The organism is Pseudomonas bharatica (assembly GCF_048586865.1).
GTDB lineage: Bacteria > Pseudomonadota > Gammaproteobacteria > Pseudomonadales > Pseudomonadaceae > Aquipseudomonas > Aquipseudomonas bharatica.
The window spans coordinates 59,891-79,554 of the sequence record NZ_JBMAWR010000021.1; the positions used below are offsets into that span (position 1 = coordinate 59,891).

Here is a 19,664-nt window from a genome sequence, read left to right on the forward strand (position 1 = left end):
AAAACCTCCCGCCACTCGTCCATCATCTATAACTGTCTATTCCCTAATTCACGCAGATGGTGGTGCTCATGAGTCAGGTTTATACGGTTGCGGTGCTGGTCGGCAGCCTGCGCAAGGCGTCCTTGAATCGCAAAGTGGCCCAGGCCCTGGGTGAGCTTGCGCCGTCGAGCCTGAAGCTGAAGATCGTCGAGATCGGCGAGCTGCCGTTGTACAACGAAGATATCGACGTTGATCCGCCGGCGGCGTACAAGGCTTTCCGCGAGCAGATCAAGGACACCCAGGGGCTGCTGTTCGTCACCCCGGAGTACAACCGCTCGGTGCCGGGGGCCTTGAAGAATGCCATCGACGTGGGGTCGCGGCCTTACGGGCAGAGCGTGTTCAGCGGCAAGCCGGGAGCGGTGATCAGCGTGTCGCCGGGGGCGGTGGGCGGATTCGGTGCCAACCATCATCTGCGCCAGTCCCTGGTATTCCTCGATGTGCCATGCATGCAGCAACCGGAGGCCTATGTGGGCGGTGCGGGGAGCCTGTTCGACGAGCAGGGGAAACTGTCGGAGAAATCCCGGCCGTTCCTGCAGGGGTTCATCGACAGTTATGCCAAGTGGGTCGCCAGGCACCAGGGCTGAGTGTTCGGGGCCGCCAGGTTGGCACTGCAGGCTTGAATCTGGCGTAAGATGCCGGCACCGGCATGACCCAAGGCGAACCCCTGTTGAACACGGCGAAAGACACCATCTCCATGCAATTGGTGCGCGAAGCACTGCTGCAAAGCTGCCCGCCGGGGGCTGCAACCGCCGAGGTACTGGGCCGGGTCGGTATCGACCCGGCCCGGCTCGATCTGCCCGATGCCCGCGTCCCGGCCAGCGCCTATGCCCGGCTCTGGCGCTTGCTGGCGCGACGCTGCAACGACGAGTTCTTCTGCATGGACCCGCGCGGACTGCGCAGCGGCAGCCTGGCCTTCATCTGTCGCTCGTCCATGGCCCAGCCCACGGTGGGCGCTGCGCTGGCCTCGGCCCTGGAATTCCTGACCCTGACATTCGAACACCTGCATCCGGTGCTGGTGCGCCAGCAGAGCCTGGCCGAGATCGTGATCGGCGAGCCACAGCAGGAGGCGCGCCGGCCCTTCACCTATTTCACCTTCTGGATGATCGTGCACGGCGTGGCCTGCTGGCTGGCCGGGCGGCGCATCCCGATCCTGGCCATCGAGCTGCGCTGCGCCGAACCGGATTTCTGCGATGACTACCGGGTGATGTTCTCGCAGAACCTGCAGTTTTCGCGACCGCGCACGCGGATGATCTTCGCCGCCGATTGCCTCGACCTGCCGGTCAAGCGCAGTGCCGAGGAATTGCAGCGGTTCCTGGCCCAGGCGCCCGGCAACATCCTGGTCAAGTACCGCGATCCGGACAGCCTGGCGCGGCGCATCAAGGACGACCTGCGCCAGCGCCCGGCTGCGCAGTGGCCGGAAACCGAAACCCTGGCCCGGCACCTGTGCATCTCCGCCTCGACCTTGCGCCGCCGGCTGGCCGACGAAGGGCAGACCTACCAGGCACTCAAGGACAGTGTGCGCAAGGAGCTGGCAATCGGCTGGCTGGCGCAAGCGGACCTGGGCTTTGCCGAGATTGCCGAACGCCTGGGCTTTGCCGATGTGAGCTCGTTCCACAAGGCGTTCCGCAAGTGGTCGGGAAGCAGTCCAGGGCATTATCGGACGCTGGTGTTGGCCAGCGCCTGACGGGGTGTACTTCCTTCAGCGATCAGCCGGTGTCCAGGGCCTGTTCGGTGAAAGCCGGTTCATGCGTTCCAGATAATCGCCTTCCGGTGAGCCATGGTCTTGCTCGACTTCCAGCAGGATTGGCCAAACCAGTCATCCACATTGATAACTTTGACCATTGCCGCGACCCGGCACCGGGGCGACTATTTCCAGACCTTCGAATTCCTTCCAAAAACAACAATGGGGAGTCTGGCGAATGCGTGAGTACAGCGCGGCAGTACGTTCTTTCAATTACCAGCAGACAGCCCGGGCGGCACTGGCAGGCAGTCTCGAGGCGCTCAACGCCTGCGTCGAGTGCTGCGACCGGCACGCCGATGGCGAAGCCGTCGCGCTGTACTGGGAGGGCCGCGACGGCCAGAGCGCCAGTTACCGTTTCGATGAATTGCGCGACCAGGCGGCGCGCTTCGCCAGCGTCCTCAAGGCCCAGGGCGTCGGCCCTGGCGATCGGGTCGCCGGGCTGCTGCCACGCACCGTCGAGTTGCTGGTTACCGTACTGGCCACCTGGCGCCTGGGTGCGGTCTACCAGCCCCTGTTCACCGCGTTCGGACCCAAGGCGGTCGAACACCGCCTGCATGCGTCGGGGGCCAAGGTGGTGGTCACCGATGCGAACAACCGGGCCAAGCTGGAAGAAGTCGAGCAGTGTCCCGCCATCATCTGCGTCAATGCCGCCCAGGTCAGTGGCGATGTGGATTTCCACGCTGCGCTGAATGCCACCACCCAGGCTTGCGACCCGGTATTGCTGCCCGGCGAAGCGCCGTTCCTGCTGATGTTCACCTCCGGCACCACCGGGCCGGCCAAGCCACTGGAAGTGCCGCTGCGCGCCATCGTTGCCTTCCAGGGTTATATGCGCGATGCCATCGACCTGCGTCCCGAGGACGCCTTCTGGAACCTTGCCGATCCGGGCTGGGCCTATGGCCTGTACTACGCGGTCACCGGGCCATTGTCCCTGGGCCATGCCACGACCTTTTTCGACGGGCCGTTCAGCGTCGAGAGCACCTGCCGGGTGATCGACAAATACCGCATCACCAACCTCGCCGGTTCGCCCACCGCCTATCGCATGCTGATCGCCGCCGGCGCGGCATTCTCCGCACCGATCAAGGGGCGCCTGCGGGTGGTCAGCAGCGCCGGCGAGCCGCTCAATCCGGAGGTGATCCGCTGGTTCCGCGACGAGCTGGAGGTAACCATCCATGACCACTACGGCCAGACCGAACTGGGCATGGTGCTGTGCAACCACCACGGCCTGGAACACAACGTTCATCCGGGATCGGCCGGTTATGCCGTGCCCGGTCACCGCATCGTCGTGCTTGGCGAGCAGCACGAGGAACTGCCGGCCGGCCAGCCGGGCATCCTCGCCGTGGATCGCGAGCAGTCGCCGCTGTGCTGGTTCGCTGGCTACCACGGCTTGCCGACCAAGGCCTTCGTCGGCAAGTACTACCTCAGCGGCGACACCGTCGAGCTGAACCCGGATGGCAGCATCAGCTTTGTCGGGCGCAGCGACGACGTGATCACCACCTCGGGCTATCGGGTCGGCCCCTTCGACGTCGAGAGCGCCTTGATCGAGCATCCGGCGGTGATCGAAGCGGCGGTGATCGGCAAGCCCGATCCGGAGCGCACCGAACTGATCAAGGCCTTCGTCGTACTCGGCGCCGGCCAGCAGGGCAGCGAAGAGCTGGCCGAAGCCCTGCGCCAGCACGTACGCAAGCGCCTCTACGCCCACGCCTATCCCCGTGAAATCGAATTCGTCAGCGAGCTGCCCAAGACCCCGAGCGGCAAGCTGCAGCGTTTCATCCTGCGCAACCAGGAAATCGCCCTTCAACAAGCGGCGCAACAAGCCCACAAGGCCAGCGCCTGAGGAAAGCCAAGCATGCAAATCGCCAATCACAACTTCATCGTCACCGGCGCCGCCTCCGGGCTGGGTGCGGCCACCGCCGAAATGCTCGTCCAGGCCGGCGCCCGGGTAATGCTGGTGGACCTCAATGCCGAGGCTGTCGCCGCCAGGGCCGCCAGCCTTGGCGAACAGGCCCGGCATGCGGTAGCCGATATCAGCCAGGAAGGCGCGGCCAAGGCCGCCGTGGATGCTGCGCTCGCCGCCTTCGGCAGCCTGCACGGGCTGGTCAACTGCGCCGGCATCGTCGGTGCCGAGAAGGTCCTGGGCCGCAACGGTCCCCATGGCCTGGGCAGCTTCGCCCGGGTCATCAACGTCAACCTGATCGGCAGCTTCAACATGCTGCGCCTGGCAGCGGCGGCCATGGCCGAAGGCGCGCCGTCGGAGGAGGGCGAGCGCGGGGTGATCATCAACACTGCATCCATCGCCGCCTTCGACGGCCAGATCGGCCAGGCCGCCTATGCCGCCTCCAAAGGCGCCGTCGCCAGCCTGACCCTGCCTGCCGCGCGCGAACTGGCGCGCTTCGGCATCCGTGTGATGACCATTGCCCCGGGCATCTTCGAAACCCCGATGATGGCCGGGATGACCGAGGAGGTCCGTGCCTCGCTGTCCGCCGGGGTACCGTTCCCGCCACGCCTGGGCCGCCCGGCCGAGTACGCTGCGCTGGCCCGCCACATCATTGAAAACAGCATGCTCAACGGCGAGACCATCCGTCTCGACGGCGCGTTGCGCATGGCTGCGAAATAAGGAGTCGAACATGAACCAGGATCCGATCGTCATCGTCAGCGCCGTGCGCACCCCGATGGGTGGCCTGCAGGGCGACCTCAAGAGCCTGACCGCGCCGCAACTGGGCGCCGCGGCGATCCGCGCCGCCGTCGAGCGTGCCGGCATCCAGCCCGGCAGCGTCGAGCAGGTGCTGTTCGGTTGCGTACTGCCTGCCGGCCTCGGCCAGGCTCCGGCGCGCCAGGCTGCGCTGGGGGCCGGCCTGGACAAGGGCACCACCTGCACCACCCTGAACAAGATGTGCGGCTCCGGCATGCAGGCGGCGATCATGGCCCACGACCTGCTGCTGGCCGGCAGTGCCGATGTGGTTGTCGCTGGCGGCATGGAAAGCATGTCCAACGCCCCGTACCTGCTGGACAAGGCCCGCAGCGGCTATCGCATGGGCCACGGCAGGATCATCGACCATATGTTCCTCGACGGTCTCGAGGACGCCTACGACAAGGGTCGCCTGATGGGCACCTTCGCCGAGGACTGTGCCGAGGCCAACGACTTCAGTCGCCAGGCCCAGGACGATTTCGCCATCGCCTCGCTGACCCGCGCCCAGCAGGCGATCAAGGACGGCAGTTTCGCCGCGGAGATCGTTCCGGTAGAGGTCACGGTGGGCAAGGACAAGGTGCTGATCAGCGATGACGAGCAGCCGCCCAAGGCGCGCCTGGACAAGATCGCGCAACTCAAGCCGGCGTTCCGCGACGGGGGCACCGTGACTGCGGCCAACTCCAGCTCGATCTCCGACGGCGCCGCGGCGCTGGTGCTGATGCGCCGCTCCCGGGCCGAAGCGCTGGGCCTCAAGCCGCTGGCGGTCATCCATGGTCACGCCGCCTTCGCCGACACGCCCTCGCTGTACCCCACCGCGCCGATCGGTGCCATCGAGAAGCTGCTCGCACGCACCGGCTGGGACCTGGGCGATGTCGATCTGTTCGAGATCAACGAAGCCTTTGCCGTGGTGACCCTGGTCGCGATGAAGACGCTCGGGCTGCCACACGAGAAGGTCAACGTCCACGGCGGTGCCTGTGCCCTCGGCCATCCGATCGGCGCGTCCGGCGCGCGGATCCTGGTGACCTTGCTGTCCGCCCTGCGCCAGAAAGGCAAGCGCCGCGGTGTGGCGGCGATCTGCATTGGTGGTGGCGAGGCCACGGCCATGGCTGTCGAGATCCTGGATTGAGGTGCGCCATGCTGGTTAACGACGAGCAACAACAGATCGCCGATGCTGCCCGGCAGTTCGCCCAGGAGCGCCTGCGGCCATTCGCCGAGCAATGGAGTCGCGAGCATCGTTTCCCGAAGGAGGCGATGGCCGAGATGGCCGATATGGGCTTCTTCGGCATGCTGGTGCCGGAGCAGTGGGGCGGTTGCGATACCGGCTACCTGTCCTATGCCATGGCCCTGGAGGAAGTCGCCGCCGGTGACGGCGCCTGCTCCACCATCATGAGCGTGCACAACTCGGTGGGCTGCGTGCCGATCCTCAAGTTCGGCAACGAGCAGCAGAAGGAGCGGTTCCTCACTCCGCTGGCGAGCGGTGCCATGCTCGGCGCCTTCGCCCTGACCGAACCCCAGGCCGGCTCCGATGCCAGCAGCCTGAAGACCCGCGCCCGTCGCGATGGCGACCACTACGTGATCAACGGCTGCAAGCAGTTCATCACCTCCGGCAGCAATGCCGGGCTGGTGATCGTCTTTGCCGTTACCGATCCGGCTGCGGGCAAGCGCGGGATCAGCGCCTTCCTGGTTCCCACCGACAGCCCCGGCTACCAGGTCGCGAGGGTCGAGGACAAGCTCGGCCAGCACGCATCCGACACCTGCCAGATCGTCTTCGACGAGGTGCGCGTGCCGCTGGCCAACCGCCTGGGCGAGGAAGGCGAAGGCTACAGGATCGCCCTGGCCAACCTGGAGGGCGGGCGCATCGGCATTGCCGCGCAATCGGTGGGCATGGCCCGCGCCGCGTTCGAAGTGGCCCGGGACTATGCCCGCGAGCGCGAGAGTTTCGGCAAGCCGCTGATCGAGCACCAGGCCGTGGCCTTCCGCCTGGCCGACATGGCCACCCGGATTGCCGTGGCGCGGCAGATGGTGCATCACGCGGCTGCCCTGCGCGATGCCGGTCGGGCGGCGCTGGTCGAAGCGTCCATGGCCAAGCTTTTCGCCTCGGAAATGGCCGAAAAGGTCTGTTCGGATGCCTTGCAGACCCTCGGCGGATATGGCTATCTGAGTGACTTTCCGCTGGAGCGGATCTACCGCGATGTGCGGGTCTGCCAGATCTACGAAGGCACCAGCGACATTCAGCGCATGGTGATTGCGCGCAATCTTTGAAGGGAGCAGCTCATGACATTCGAAACCATCCTCGTCGAAACCCGTGGCAAGGTCGGCCTGATTACCCTGAACCGGCCCCAGGCGCTGAACGCCCTGAACCGCCAGATCATCGGCGAACTGAACCAGGCGCTGGACGCCTACGAGGCCGATGCCAACATCGGTTGCATCGTCCTCACCGGTTCGGCCAAGGCCTTTGCCGCTGGCGCCGACATCAAGGAAATGGCCGAGCTGACCTACCCGCAGATCTACCTCGACGACCTGTTCAGCGACAGTGACCGCGTGGCCAACCGGCGCAAGCCGATCATCGCGGCGGTGTCCGGCTTTGCCCTCGGCGGCGGTTGCGAGCTGGCGCTGATGTGCGACTTCATCCTGGCTGCCGACAACGCCAAGTTCGGCCAGCCGGAGATCAACCTCGGCGTGTTGCCGGGCATGGGCGGCACCCAGCGCCTGACCCGCGCGGTGGGCAAGGCCAAGGCCATGGAGCTGTGCCTGACCGGCCGCCTGATGGGCGCCGAGGAAGCCGAGCGCGCTGGCGTGGTGGCGCGGATCGTGCCCCAGGCCGAGCTGCTGGACGAAGCGCTGAAAGTAGCGGCGGTGATCGCCAGCAAGTCGGTACCGGTGTCGATGATGGTCAAGGAGTCGGTGAACCGCGCCTTCGAAGTGAGCCTGTCGGAAGGCGTGCGCTTCGAGCGCCGGGTGTTCCACGCGGCATTCGCCACCGAAGACCAGAAGGAAGGCATGGCGGCATTCATTGCCAAGCGTGAGGCGCAGTTCAAGGACCGTTGATTTCCGCTGAAAGTACCGGCGATGAGGCCATCAGCCGCAACCACCCAAGCAAGATCTACCACCGTCATGCCAATGCATACGATTGAAATGCTGCTTCCCTCCAGCCCAAGGAAGCGCACCCATGACCCCAACCCCATCACCCCTCGGCCAACTGGCCCTGAACTCCCCCCTCTGCGGCCCCATCGCCCAGCGTTTCGCCCGGCGTCCCTCGCTGCGTGACGTGGCCTGGTGCCTGATCTTCGAGCAGGCCTACCTGCGCGGCTTTGCCGAGCCCGATCCCTCGGCGCTGCTGTTGTATCGGACCGATGCCAAGGGCATGGAACAGGTCGAGGACCTGGCCGACATCCTGATCGAATGCTTCTGCACTGGCGCCTTGCTCAGCCTCGACGCCGACAGCGATTACCTGAGTTTCTACAAGGGCGCGGAAACCCCGTTCCGCAGCAAGGTCGAAGCCGCCGATATCCAGGCGCTGATCAACGAAAGCGCGCGCTACCTGCTGTCCACTTACCAGCAGGCGCTGTACGAGTACTGGAACTTCAGCCGCGACGGCGAGGGCAGTCCGCTGTTGTGGATGGCTGGCCATCTGCAGCAGCAATGCCGCGAAGTCGTAGAGGAACTGTTCCACAACGGTGGCCTGGACAGCCTTGAGGCGGCGACCGCAAGGATCATCATCAACTTTCCGCGAGCGCAGGACCGAGCGCTGTTGCACAACCTGGTCGAAGTGAAGATCAGCCTGCTCGCGCAGGTTCTGTGCGTTGAACAGGGCCTGGATCCGGAACTGGCCAGTGCGATCCTGCTGGAGCGCGAGGTCAGCCAGTTGCAGCGCACGATGGCCCTGGTTTTCAGCCTGAGCGGGTCGATCTATCGCTTCGAGTCGCGTACGGCCCTGCGTGGCTCGCTGGTCAATCGCTGTCCGGACAGAACAGGGCCGCAGGTTTTGCACCAGTACACGGCACCCGGCTCGGTGTTCGTGTCCCAGGCCCTTCTGTTGCGCGAGCAGCAGCAGGAGCTTGTCGCCGCATTGGCACGCCTGCCGGCGCTGCCGGGCATGAGCGCCGGCCAGTCGCTGCAACTGCGTCTGGATGAAGCCAGCTCGCTGCTCGGCATCTGCCAGGCCAACCAGCGCGAGATGCGCCAGCGCTTGCGCCTGCAATTGCCGGACTGGCTGGCCAAGGCCGGCGAGGATCAGCGCCGTGATTATGCCGGGCGCCTGCTGCGCATGGCGTGGCTGCGGCAGGATGAGGACGACAGGTCCTTCCTCGACGGCGTGCCCGACGCGTTCGATTTCGCCCGCCAGCAGCTGCATGACGCCATGCTCACCGACCATCCCCATGATCCGTTACCGGATCTGGATGACCTGGAACTGGTCAACAGGCAGGTGACCGGGGCCGCTGGCGGCAGTGGTGGCAGCGTGGTGCCCCAGGGCGAGGAAAAGATCGTGCGCCTGACGCCGATGCAGTTCGCCCTGGCCAACCTGGCGGTGTTGCAGGCCGGCACCGTGAGCCTGCACAGCCTCAGTGGTGCGAAGTTGCCGCAGTGGCTGACGGTGGATTATCTCAAGGGCCTGGTGACGCGCCTGGATGTCGGAGGACACTATCCGGAGCTGCTGCGGCGCGTCCTGCTCGACGATGCCGACGAGCGCAGGCCGCGCCAACAACGCTTCATCCAGCAGATTTGCGAGCAGATGCCGCTGCTGGCGCTGGAAACCCGCCTGCGTGATCCGGCATCGCTCAGCGCGCAGAGCGTGAAGCGGGTGGACAGCCTGTTCCGCCCCGAACTGCCGTCCGCAGCACCGGTGGCGCTGCGGCCGCTGTCGTTCATCGCTCGTTCCGGCGCCGCGCCGGATATCGCCGGCAACGCCTGGTTGATCGAAGCACCGACCATCGGTGAAGGCCCTTGCCTGTTGTATCGCCCCTTGCACCGTGAGCCGTTGCGCGAGTACGCCAGCCGCGCGGAGTTCTTCAAGGCCCTGTGCGCAGCGGGAGCCCTGCAGGACGACATTCTCGAGCGCCTGGTACCGGCGCGCCGAGCGGTCTACGCCCATGGCGGTTTTGCCGAGCCGCACATCGTGCGCTTCTTCCCTGGTGACGAATTCTCCATGATCAGCGTGCCGGCGCTGGCCAAGCTGGGCGAGGCGGTGCTGCACGGCAATGTACCCGAGCAGTTGTATCAGTCCTGCGCCCAGGAGCTGATTGCCCGGGCGCAGCGGGAAACCCTGTCTACCAGCGAAAGTCGCTGGCTGGGCTACCAGGAGCTGGGCTGGCTGATGCTGAACACCATTTTGCCGTTCTTCAATGGGCCACTGGTCAAGGCGGCCTGGATGCTGCCGCTGTTTTCCAGCCTGCGTGGGGTACTGGCGCAGGACAAGGGCGCTGGCCAGCCCGGTGACCTGCAGCAGTTGCTCCTGAGCCTGGCGTTGCTGCTGCTGCCGGAAAGCGAACCCGGCTTGCCGCGCGACACCACGACAGCCCCGGACGGGGACAGCGAGGCGGTGAGCATCGAGCCGAGCAAGACCGAGCTGCCGCAGGCGCCCCGCTGGTCGCGTTTCGGCTGGGGCAGCACCGACCTGACCGTGGCCCAGCGCGAGGCACTGTCCGGTTTTCGCAGCGAGGTCAGCGTGGACAAGCTCGGTACGCCGATGGGGCCGGGACTCCATCATGGGCTTTATCAATACCAGCAGCAGTGGCTGGGCCTGATCGACGGGGTGATCTATCGGTTGTCCTTCACCGAGGATGGTCCGCGCCTGATCGATGCCGCCGGCAAGCTCGGCCCCTGGGTACGCAGCGACGCCGGCGGGAACTGGCGGCTGGACTTCGGCCTGCGTCTGCGCGGCGGCATGCCGGTCAACCGGCGCATTGCGCAACTGCGTGAAAGCAATCGGCAACGCATCCTCCAGTTGGAAGAGAACCACGCCCGCTTGCTCGGGCAACGGGTCAGCTTTTCCGAGCAGGTCCAGGCAGACCTGGATGAAGCCGCGCGCCAGCAATATCCGACCAAGGACCATCTTCAGGTCTATCACGATCACCTGGGCCAGCTGGACGCCGTGCTGGTGTCATTCGACGACAACCTGCGCCAACTGCAGCAGTTGAAACCGCAGCCCGAGTTCAAGCGCATGCATTCACGCAACCTTTACGACCGTGCCGGTGTCCAGGCGCAACTGGCCTATGTGCTGCACGCGCGCTTCAGCGACAACCACGCCATCATGCGCGATATGCGTCCGGCCGGTTCGCCCCAGGAAGAACAGTCGCCGGAGCATGTGGAAAAGCTCGCGCGCATGATGGAGGCGTGTCGCAAGTCCCAGGAGGAGGTCGATGGCATCCTGGCCTGCCATGCGGTGATCGCCGATATGCGCAAGCAGTTGCGCGACATTCTCCCCGGCGGGCCGCAACTGGCGGACAAGACCCACGGCCTGTTGACCACCGAGCCGAGCCTGCGGGCATGGAAATCGGTCGACCTGAGCCTGCGTGCCGCGACCATTCTCGACATCGAAAAAAGCAGCGACTACAAGGTGCTCTACCGTGCCTTGCTGGCGGCGCGCACCGGCCTGAGCATGCGCGATGCGCTGGATGTGAAGGAGACGTTCACCGAGGCCGAGGAGGTGGAGGTTCTCGACAGTGTGGTCAGCCGTCTGCGCTTTGCCCTTGATACATCGCGCCTGTACCAGGCTCTGCCACGAGGTCCCGGCGGTGCGGAACTGCTGCAGGTGTTCATCGACGATCTGGAAAGCCTGCATCGCGAGGCTCAGGAGGAACTGGCCACGCACCTGCAACTGCTGCCGGGGCGCAGCGATGCGGCGCCCCGGCCGGCGTCGAACAAGCGCAAGCAGGTCCTGATCCGCACCCGCAACCGCGGCGTGGTGGTCGGTTCGCGACGCAAGGCCGAGGGCGGTCGCCCGGAGTCCGTGGTGGTGGTCGATCCCATCGACAACAGTGAACTGGATCGCTACGAGGAAACCTCCGAACCTGGTGTCTGGCAGCCGGTCAGCGAAGTCCGCGGCGAAGCGCCGGCACCGACGCCAGCGAGCCTGGCCACGCTGATCAAGCGCTCGACGCCGTTGCTCAACAATGCCGAACGCAAGATTGCCAAGGTCCGCAGCCAGGCGAAGACGGCAACGGTGGGGGCTGATATCGAGGACATCCTGATCCAGGAAGCGCGTCCGCTGGATGCCCTGGTCCAGCAGATACAGGATGCGCTCACCCGGGAAAACGCCACGGATGACTCTGCCGACGGGATCGATGCGGCGCGCCAGTCGGCGGCCCTGACGGCCAAGGCGAAGCTGATGCGTGACGAGGGCCGGCGCCTGCGGGTGGAGATCCTCAAGAAACAGGCACCGACGGTGGGACAGGTGGCCTGGCTGCTGGAGCAGCAGGAAATCAGCATTGCCCGGGAAGGCGAGCGGGTCGCGCTGGCCAGGCGCAAGGGCTTTCCCCAGGACTACCTGCAGGAGTTCGTGGTCAATGACAAGGACGGTAAGCCGCTGTGGTACGCGCATTTCCACTACGCCAGCGCCGATGCCCAGGTCGGTGATTTCACCGCGGCACACCTGAAGACCCGCGAGCAGCGTTATGACCGCGGACCGCAGGTGATGGCATCGCAGAGCAACCAGGCGATCATCGAGGTGTATCGCAGCCGGATCGACAAGAGCAGTGCGCAGAAGTTGTTCCTGAGCCTGTAGTGCTGGCGCGACTCGGACCCTGTGGGCGGGTTCATCGGGACGCCGAACCGCCGCGATTACGATGGTGGATTCGCCACCGTAATCGCGGGTGAACCCGCTCCCACAGGACACGCGGTGCGCCTTCTTTTTCTACGACCAAATGACTAGCCCATCCCTGCCAAGTGCTGATTCGTTGCTCCGCCGCGCCTGACTAAGATCCAGTCACTGCCCGTCATCCACGACGGGCGCCGCTCAGCAGAGGCCCTGAACCATGATCTACGCAGCTCCCGGCAGCCCGGATGCCATCGTTTCCTTCAAACCCCGCTACGGCAACTACATTGGCGGCGAGTTCGTCCAGCCGCTGAGCGGCCAGTACTTCAGCAACACCTCGCCGGTGAACGGCCAGCTCATCGCCGAATTCCCCCGCTCCAACGCCCAGGACATCGACAAGGCCCTGGACGCCGCCCATGCCGCTGCCGATGCATGGGGCCGCACCTCCGTACAGGACCGTTCCAACATCCTGTTGAAAATCGCCGACCGCATCGAACAGAACCTCGAAGTCCTGGCCCTGGCCGAGACCTGGGACAACGGCAAGGCCATCCGCGAAACCCTCAACGCCGACGTGCCCCTGGCTGCCGACCATTTCCGTTACTTCGCCGGTTGCATCCGCGCCCAGGAGGGCAGCGCCGCCGAGATCAACGACAACACCGCCGCCTATCACTTCCATGAGCCGCTGGGCGTGGTCGGGCAGATCATCCCGTGGAACTTCCCGCTGCTGATGGCCGCCTGGAAACTCGCCCCGGCCCTGGCCGCCGGCAACTGCATCGTGCTCAAGCCGGCCGAACAGACGCCGCTGTCAATCACCGTGTTCATCGAGCTGGTCGGCGACCTGTTGCCCCCAGGCGTGCTGAACATCGTCCAGGGCTTCGGTCGCGAAGCCGGCGAGGCCCTGGCCACCAGCAAGCGCATCGCCAAGATCGCCTTCACCGGTTCCACTCCGGTGGGCTCGCACATCATGAAGTGCGCAGCGGAGAACATCATCCCGTCCACCGTCGAGCTGGGCGGCAAGTCGCCGAACATTTTCTTCGAAGACATCATGCAGGCCGAGCCTTCGTTCATCGAGAAGGCCGCCGAAGGGCTGGTCCTGGCTTTCTTCAACCAGGGCGAAGTGTGCACCTGCCCGTCCCGTGCGCTGGTCCAGGAATCCATCTACCCGCAGTTCATGCAGGAGGTGTTGAAGAAGGTGAAGCAGATCAAGCGCGGCAACCCGCTGGACACCGAAACCATGGTCGGCGCCCAGGCGTCCGAGCAGCAGTACGACAAGATCCTGTCCTACCTGCAGATCGCCCGCGACGAAGGCGCCGAGATCCTCACCGGCGGCAACGCCGAGCAGCTGGCCGGCGACCTGTCCAGCGGCTACTACATCCAGCCGACCCTGCTCAAGGGCCACAACGGCATGCGTGTGTTCCAGGAAGAGATCTTCGGCCCTGTGGTCGGCGTCACCACCTTCAAGGACGAAGCCGAAGCCCTGGCCATCGCCAACGACACCGAGTTCGGCCTCGGTGCCGGCGTCTGGACCCGCGACATCAACCGTGCCTACCGCATGGGCCGCGCAATCAAGGCCGGTCGCGTCTGGACCAACTGCTACCATCTGTACCCGGCGCATGCCGCGTTCGGTGGCTACAAGAAATCCGGTGTCGGCCGCGAGACCCACAAGATGATGCTCGACCACTACCAGCAGACCAAGAACCTGCTGGTGAGCTACGACATCAATCCTCTGGGCTTCTTCTAAAGCACCGCGCCTCCTTGTGGGAGCGGGTTCATCGAAACGCCGAACCGCCGCGATTGCGATAATGGATTCACCGACGCTATCGCGGGTAAACCCGCTCCCACAGAGTCCGCGTCGTGCTTCAAGACTGTTCCAAAGTAGTATTCGACCCGCACCGGAAACGGTGTATCACTAGACGCACCGCCAGCCTGCGGTGCCAGAAGAGGATGGACCTATGTGGAAAAAGCCTGCGTTCACTGATCTGCGTATCGGTTTCGAAGTGACCATGTACTTCGCCAACCGTTGATCCTCCTGGCGCCGGCCGGCTCTCGAGACGGCCGGCGCCGCCTTTGCCTTACCCTCTCTTTGCTTTAGGCTGGCGCTAACTTAAAAAAACAAGAAGGCGTTGCATGAGCCCGAATCTGAGCCAGTTGCGCAAGTTCGTTTCCCCCGAAATCATCTTTGGTGCCGGCTGCCGCCATCACGTCGCCAATTACGCCCGGACCTTCGGCGCGCGCAAGGTGCTGCTGGTCAGCGACCCCGGCGTCATCGCCGCCGGCTGGGTCGCCGATGTCGAGGCCAGCCTGCAGGCCCAGGGCATCGATTACGTGCTGTACAGCCAGGTGTCGCCCAACCCGCGGGTGGAAGAGGTGATGGACGGCGCCGAGCGCTACCGTGCCGAGCAGTGCGACGTGATCGTCGCCGTTGGCGGCGGCAGCCCCATGGACTGCGCCAAGGGCATCGGTATTGTGGTCGCCCATGGCCGGCACATCCTCGAGTTCGAAGGGGTCGACACCATCCGCGTGCCCAGCCCGCCCTTGATCCTGATCCCGACCACTGCCGGCACGTCGGCGGACGTTTCGCAGTTCGTGATCATTTCCAACCAGCAGGAACGCATGAAGTTCTCCATCGTCAGCAAGGCGGTGGTGCCCGATGTGTCGCTGATCGACCCGGAAACCACCCTGAGCATGGACCCGTTCCTCTCCGCCTGTACCGGCATCGACGCGCTGGTGCATGCCATCGAGGCGTTCGTCTCCACCGGCCACGGGCCGTTGACCGATACCCACGCCCTGGAAGCCATGCGCCTGATCGACGGCAACCTGGTGCAGATGATCGCCAACCCTTCGGACATTGCCCTGCGCGAGTCGATCATGCTCGGCAGCATGCAGGCCGGGCTGGCGTTCTCCAATGCGATCCTTGGCGCGGTGCATGCGATGTCCCACAGCCTCGGCGGCTTCCTCGACCTGCCCCATGGATTGTGCAATGCGGTGCTGGTGGAGCACGTGGTGGCGTTCAACTACAGTGCGGCGCCGGAGCGCTTCAAGGTGATCGCCGAAACCTTCGGCATCGATTGCCGCGGCCTCAGCCATAACCAGATCCGCCAGCGCCTGGTCGAGCACCTGATCGCCCTGAAGCGGGCCGTGGGCTTCCATGAAACCCTGGGCCTGCATGGCGTCAGCGGCAGCGACATTCCATTCCTCTCGCAACACGCCATGGACGACCCGTGCATCCTCACCAACCCTCGTGCCTCGAGCCAGCGTGATGTCGAGGTGGTCTATGGCGAGGCCCTCTGAGCCGGGCTCCGACGCCCTGGCCGGATTGCTCGGGCTGAGCAACCACACGGTCCGCAAGAGCCACTACCCGGAGCTGGCGGCGCGCCTCGACGAGCTGGAAACCGAGCGCAACCGCTACACCTGGCTGTTCGAGCATGCCGTGCACGGGATTTTCCAGGCCAGCCTGGAAGATGGCCTGCGCGCGGCCAACCCGGCCATGGCGCGGATGCTGGGCTACGCCGATCCGCAGCAGTTGCTGCTGGCGCGCACCGACCTGGCCGGGCATCTGTTCATTGGCGGCCAGCAGGAACTGATGCACATCGCCGAGCAACTGCAGCGCGAGCGGGCGCTGCTGGGGTACGAGACCCGCTTGCAACGCAAGGACGGCAGCGCCATCGATGTGCTGATGAACCTGCTCCTGCGTCCGGACGAAGAGGGCGTAGTCGAGGGTTTCGTCGCCGATATCACCGAGCGCAAGCTCAGCCAGGAACGCCTGCAACAGCTCAATGACGAACTGGAGCAGCGCGTTGCCGAGCGCACCAACCAGTTGATCGAGGCCCGGGATGCTGCCCAGGCCGCCAACCGCAGCAAGGACAAGTATCTGGCTGCGGCCAGTCACGACCTGCTGCAGCCATTGAATGCGGCGCGGCTGCTGATTTCCACGTTGCGCGAGCGCAGCCTGCCGGCTGCCGAGCACGTACTGGTGGAACGCGCGCACCAGGCGCTGGAGGGCGCGGAAGACCTGCTGACCGATCTGCTGGATATTTCTCGCCTCGACCAGGCGGCAATCAAGCCTGACCTGGATCTGTACCACCTCGACGAACTGCTCGGCCCCCTGGCTTCCGAGTTCCAGCCGGTGGCCGAAGCGGCCGGGCTGGGCCTGCGGGTACGCAGTGGTGCCTGGATGATCCGCAGTGACATCCGCCTGCTGACGCGGATCCTGCGCAACTTCCTCAGCAATGCCTGCCGCTATACCGAGCGGGGCGGCATCCTCCTTGGCGCCCGGCGGCGTGGCCAGGTGCTGCGCCTGGAAGTGTGGGACAGCGGCCGGGGCATCGCGGCCGACCGCCTGGAGTCGATCTTTCTCGAATTCAACCAGCTGGACGTCGGCCGTGCCGCCGACCGCAAGGGCGTCGGCCTGGGGCTGGCGATCGTCGAGCGCATCGCACGCATCCTCGGCTGCCAGGTACGGGTGCGTTCCTGGCCAGGGCGCGGTTCGGTGTTCAGCATCGATGTGCCGTTATCGCGGGAAGCCCCGCGTCCCGTGGTCGCACCCGGGGTGCCATCGCCCGCCCTGGGCGATCCGCTGCCGGGTCGCCGCCTGCTGGTACTGGACAACGAGACCGCCATCCTCGAGAGCATGGCCGCGCTGCTCGGCCAATGGGGCTGCGAAGTGCTCACCGCCACCGACCGTGAGACAGCCTTGCAGGTATTGCAAGGCAGGGCGCCGGAGCTGGTCCTGGCCGACTTCCACCTGGATCATGGTGTAACCGGATGTGAAGTCGTACGTGACCTGCGCAAGCACTTCGGCGTGGCGATCGCCGCAGTGATGATCACTGCCGACCGCAGCGACCAGAGCCGTCGGGCCATGCAGCGGCTTGGCGCGCCGCTGCTGAACAAACCGGTGAAACCGGGCAAGCTGCGCGCCGTGCTCAGCCAATTGCTCGGATAAGCGGGCGTTGCCGTGCTTCACGCACGCCCGGATTTTTTGCTATAAACGCTGCCCCCGCACCATGCTTGCGAGGGATAAGGGGCTTTTCGGACAAAACCGCAGTCATTTCTGTTGCCCGGCATGAGGCTCGGCCTTAGACTGCCGCCCCCCATGAACTGAGTGCCGACTGGTGCTTGAAGAATTCCGCTGCTGGCGATGCGTTCGCCGCGGCACCCGATTCGTCTAAATGCACGTAAATTTTTATTAGAGATATCAATGACAAAGGAAAAGTTGCTGGCCATGCCGGCCGATGACTACATGAACGCCGAGCAATTGGCCTTCTTCGCCGATCTGCTCAAGCAGATGAAAGTGGAGACCCAGGAGCGCATCGAGCAGAGCCGTGTAACCATCGAAAGCCTGGACTCGCCTGCCGATCCTGCCGATGCCGCCTCGGTCGAAGAAGAGCGTCACTGGCTGGTCAACGCCATCGAGCGTGACCAGCGCCTGCTGCCGCAGTTGGAAATGGCCCTGGGCCGTATCGCCGACGACAGCTTCGGCTGGTGCGACGACAGCGGCGAGCCGATCGGCCTCAAGCGCCTGCTGATCAGCCCGACCACCAAGTACTGCATCGAGGCGCAGGAGCGTCACGAGCAACTGGACAAGCATCTGCGCCAGGTCTGATCGACACGTCTGGTCGACCCTTGCATACCAAAGCCCCGGGCCACGCACCCGGGGCTTTCGTTTTCGCGCGGGCGAAAAGCGGCGGGCAGTTGTCCTGTATCAAGGCCGGATCGGGTTACGCCCAAGGAAGCATGGCTAATGGCGTTGTAGTGGCGTTTAATGACGCAACAATAACAACGGGGAGCCACAGTCATGATGCGAGAAGGATCTCTACCCGCCGCGCTGGCACACGCAGAACCCTCGGCCCGGGGTGCCCGTGGCTGGTCCGGTGTGGTGCTGCAAAGCCTGGTATTGGTGGTGGTGCTGGCGGCCATGGCATTCGCCGGCATTTCGTTCTGGTTCTGCCTGCCGCTGGCCTTGCTGGTGTTGTGGCTGCCGCACCTGCGCAGCCGGCCGCAGCCGGCTCAGGTGGCCGTGCACGACCCGCTCACCGAGCTGACCCGCGACCTGGCCCAGGTCACCAGTCATAACGCGCTGTCGGCGGCCGGCGTGTCCTATTCGGTCAGGCAACTGGCGGACAAGCTGCAATCGCAATTGTCTTCCGCGGCACAGATCGTCAATAGCGCCGAAGTCATGATCGGCACCGAGAAAGTCACTTCCCAGCTCAGTCGAGAGGCGCTGGTGGCCGCCCAGCAAGCCCATGAAAGCAGCGCTGCGGGGCGCCTGGTACTGGCCGATTCGATCCAGCTCATGCACCTGCTCAGTTCGCGCGCCACTGCCAGCCGCGAACTGATCGAAGCGCTGCACCAGCGCAGCGAGGATATCGCCCGGGTCACCCTGGTGATCCAGGCCATCGCCAGCCAGACCAACCTGCTCGCGCTCAATGCCGCCATCGAGGCCGCCCGTGCCGGCGAACACGGACGCGGTTTCGCCGTGGTCGCCGATGAGGTCCGCGGCCTGGCGGGTCGTACGGCCAGCGCCACCGAGGAAGTGGGGGTGATGGTCGCCGATATCCAGCAGCGCACTGCCCAGGTGGTAGAGCAGATCCGCGGGCTGTCGGATGACCTGCACACTGGCGTTGCCCAGGTCGAGCACACCGGCGAGCAACTGGATGCCATTGCCGGGCTGGCGGCGGGTGTCGAGCAGCAGATTACCGAGATCGCCGGTGGTACCGAAACCACCCGTACCCAGCTCGACAGCCTGTTCCAGGCGGTGGAGCAGATGCGCGGCGACCTGGCCATCAGCGACCAGCAGACCCAGCGCCTGGCCCAGGCCGCCGTACAGATGGAAGGGCAGGCGGAGAACATCAGCGAGCGCCTGGCCGAGGTCGGGCTGGATGACTATCACCAGCGGGTCTTCGACCTGGCCCTGCGTGGCGCCCGGCAGATCGCCGAGCGCTTCGAGGCGGACATCCGTGAGGGCCGGATCAGTCATGATGATCTGTTCGACCGTCAGTACCAGGTGTTGCCCGGCACCCGGCCGGCGCGTTATCGCACCCGTTTCGACCAGTACACCGACCAGGTCCTGCCGGCTATCCAGGAGCCATTGCTGCGCGAACACGAGGGCTTGATCTACGCGATCGCCTGTACCCAGCAGGGCTACGTGCCGACCCACAACAATGCCTTCAACCAGCCACTGACCGGGGACGAGGCCACCGACACTGCGCACAACCGCAGCAAGCGCAAGTTCGACGACCGCACCGGTATTCGTTGCGGGAGCCATCAGCAGCGCCTGCTGTTGCAGACCTACACCCGGGACACCGGCGAGCTGATGCATGACCTGTCGGTACCGATCAAGGTCGATGGCCGGCATTGGGGCGGGCTGCGGCTGGGGTATCGGCCGGAGAAGATGCCGGGAACTCGTTAGTCTTGAGGGACCTATCGCTGGCTTGCCAGCGATGAGG

14 protein-coding genes are annotated in these 19,664 nt (G+C 65.2%); all 14 read left to right on the plus strand.

Going from position 1 to position 19,664, the window contains the following annotated elements:
* Positions 1-68: 68 nt before the first annotated feature.
* The 14 genes from ACKLLE_RS20935 to ACKLLE_RS21000 all read left to right on the plus strand — a co-directional run bounded on the left by ACKLLE_RS20935 (position 69) and on the right by ACKLLE_RS21000 (position 19,627).
* Positions 69-623 (plus strand): NADPH-dependent FMN reductase, encoded by a 555-nt coding sequence (locus ACKLLE_RS20935; protein ID WP_009394646.1) that lies wholly within the window; start codon positions 69-71, stop codon positions 621-623.
* A 62-nt stretch (positions 624-685) separates the two neighbouring features.
* Positions 686-1,723: an AraC family transcriptional regulator gene (locus ACKLLE_RS20940; protein ID WP_420058961.1), complete on the plus strand. Its 1,038-nt coding sequence runs from the start codon at positions 686-688 to the stop codon at positions 1,721-1,723.
* A gap of 235 nt (positions 1,724-1,958) precedes the next feature.
* Positions 1,959-3,614: an AMP-binding protein gene (locus ACKLLE_RS20945; protein WP_420058962.1), complete on the plus strand. Its 1,656-nt coding sequence runs from the start codon at positions 1,959-1,961 to the stop codon at positions 3,612-3,614.
* Positions 3,615-3,626: 12 nt separating this feature from the next.
* Entirely contained in the window at positions 3,627-4,394 is a 768-nt protein-coding gene (locus ACKLLE_RS20950) for an SDR family NAD(P)-dependent oxidoreductase (protein WP_420058963.1), read from the plus strand.
* A gap of 10 nt (positions 4,395-4,404) precedes the next feature.
* Positions 4,405-5,592 (plus strand): acetyl-CoA C-acyltransferase, encoded by a 1,188-nt coding sequence (locus tag ACKLLE_RS20955; RefSeq protein WP_064303845.1) that lies wholly within the window; start codon positions 4,405-4,407, stop codon positions 5,590-5,592.
* An 8-nt stretch (positions 5,593-5,600) separates the two neighbouring features.
* Positions 5,601-6,728 carry an acyl-CoA dehydrogenase gene (locus ACKLLE_RS20960; protein WP_420058964.1) on the plus strand — a complete coding sequence of 376 codons (1,128 nt, stop codon included), beginning with the start codon at positions 5,601-5,603 and terminating at the stop codon, positions 6,726-6,728.
* Positions 6,729-6,740: 12 nt separating this feature from the next.
* Entirely contained in the window at positions 6,741-7,514 is a 774-nt protein-coding gene (locus ACKLLE_RS20965; RefSeq protein ID WP_009394659.1) for an enoyl-CoA hydratase, read from the plus strand.
* 121 nt (positions 7,515-7,635) lie between these two features.
* Positions 7,636-12,189, plus strand: coding sequence for a dermonecrotic toxin domain-containing protein (locus ACKLLE_RS20970; protein ID WP_420058965.1), 4,554 nt, complete (start codon positions 7,636-7,638; stop codon positions 12,187-12,189).
* A gap of 250 nt (positions 12,190-12,439) precedes the next feature.
* The gene (gene exaC, locus ACKLLE_RS20975; protein WP_064303842.1) at positions 12,440-13,960 is read left to right on the plus strand and encodes an acetaldehyde dehydrogenase ExaC; all 1,521 of its coding nucleotides are present in this window, start codon (positions 12,440-12,442) and stop codon (positions 13,958-13,960) included.
* Positions 13,961-14,171: 211 nt separating this feature from the next.
* Positions 14,172-14,243 carry a pyrroloquinoline quinone precursor peptide PqqA gene (gene pqqA / locus ACKLLE_RS20980; protein WP_009394664.1) on the plus strand — a complete coding sequence of 24 codons (72 nt, stop codon included), beginning with the start codon at positions 14,172-14,174 and terminating at the stop codon, positions 14,241-14,243.
* A gap of 103 nt (positions 14,244-14,346) precedes the next feature.
* A complete protein-coding gene (gene ercA, locus ACKLLE_RS20985; protein WP_064303841.1) occupies positions 14,347-15,510 on the plus strand; it encodes an alcohol dehydrogenase-like regulatory protein ErcA in 1,164 nt (387 codons plus the stop codon).
* Positions 15,494-17,161 carry a hybrid sensor histidine kinase/response regulator gene (locus ACKLLE_RS20990; RefSeq protein WP_420058966.1) on the plus strand — a complete coding sequence of 556 codons (1,668 nt, stop codon included), beginning with the start codon at positions 15,494-15,496 and terminating at the stop codon, positions 17,159-17,161. Before ercA ends, ACKLLE_RS20990 begins: the two co-directional genes overlap by 17 nt.
* 255 nt (positions 17,162-17,416) lie before the next feature.
* Positions 17,417-17,821 carry a TraR/DksA family transcriptional regulator gene (locus tag ACKLLE_RS20995; protein ID WP_064303839.1) on the plus strand — a complete coding sequence of 135 codons (405 nt, stop codon included), beginning with the start codon at positions 17,417-17,419 and terminating at the stop codon, positions 17,819-17,821.
* 690 nt (positions 17,822-18,511) lie between these two features.
* Positions 18,512-19,627 carry a methyl-accepting chemotaxis protein gene (locus ACKLLE_RS21000; RefSeq protein WP_420058981.1) on the plus strand — a complete coding sequence of 372 codons (1,116 nt, stop codon included), beginning with the start codon at positions 18,512-18,514 and terminating at the stop codon, positions 19,625-19,627.
* Positions 19,628-19,664 lie beyond the last annotated feature (37 nt).

Coding starts and splice junctions, on each gene's coding strand:
- ACKLLE_RS20935 (WP_009394646.1), top strand. CDS start 69: ATGAGTCAGGTTTATACGGTTGCGGTGCTGGTCGGCAGCCTGCGCAAG.
- ACKLLE_RS20940 (WP_420058961.1), top strand. CDS start 686: ATGACCCAAGGCGAACCCCTGTTGAACACGGCGAAAGACACCATCTCC.
- ACKLLE_RS20945 (WP_420058962.1), top strand. CDS start 1,959: ATGCGTGAGTACAGCGCGGCAGTACGTTCTTTCAATTACCAGCAGACA.
- ACKLLE_RS20950 (WP_420058963.1), top strand. CDS start 3,627: ATGCAAATCGCCAATCACAACTTCATCGTCACCGGCGCCGCCTCCGGG.
- ACKLLE_RS20955 (WP_064303845.1), top strand. CDS start 4,405: ATGAACCAGGATCCGATCGTCATCGTCAGCGCCGTGCGCACCCCGATG.
- ACKLLE_RS20960 (WP_420058964.1), top strand. CDS start 5,601: ATGCTGGTTAACGACGAGCAACAACAGATCGCCGATGCTGCCCGGCAG.
- ACKLLE_RS20965 (WP_009394659.1), top strand. CDS start 6,741: ATGACATTCGAAACCATCCTCGTCGAAACCCGTGGCAAGGTCGGCCTG.
- ACKLLE_RS20970 (WP_420058965.1), top strand. CDS start 7,636: ATGACCCCAACCCCATCACCCCTCGGCCAACTGGCCCTGAACTCCCCC.
- exaC (WP_064303842.1), top strand. CDS start 12,440: ATGATCTACGCAGCTCCCGGCAGCCCGGATGCCATCGTTTCCTTCAAA.
- ercA (WP_064303841.1), top strand. CDS start 14,347: ATGAGCCCGAATCTGAGCCAGTTGCGCAAGTTCGTTTCCCCCGAAATC.
- ACKLLE_RS20990 (WP_420058966.1), top strand. CDS start 15,494: ATGGCGAGGCCCTCTGAGCCGGGCTCCGACGCCCTGGCCGGATTGCTC.
- ACKLLE_RS20995 (WP_064303839.1), top strand. CDS start 17,417: ATGACAAAGGAAAAGTTGCTGGCCATGCCGGCCGATGACTACATGAAC.
- ACKLLE_RS21000 (WP_420058981.1), top strand. CDS start 18,512: ATGCACCTGCTCAGTTCGCGCGCCACTGCCAGCCGCGAACTGATCGAA.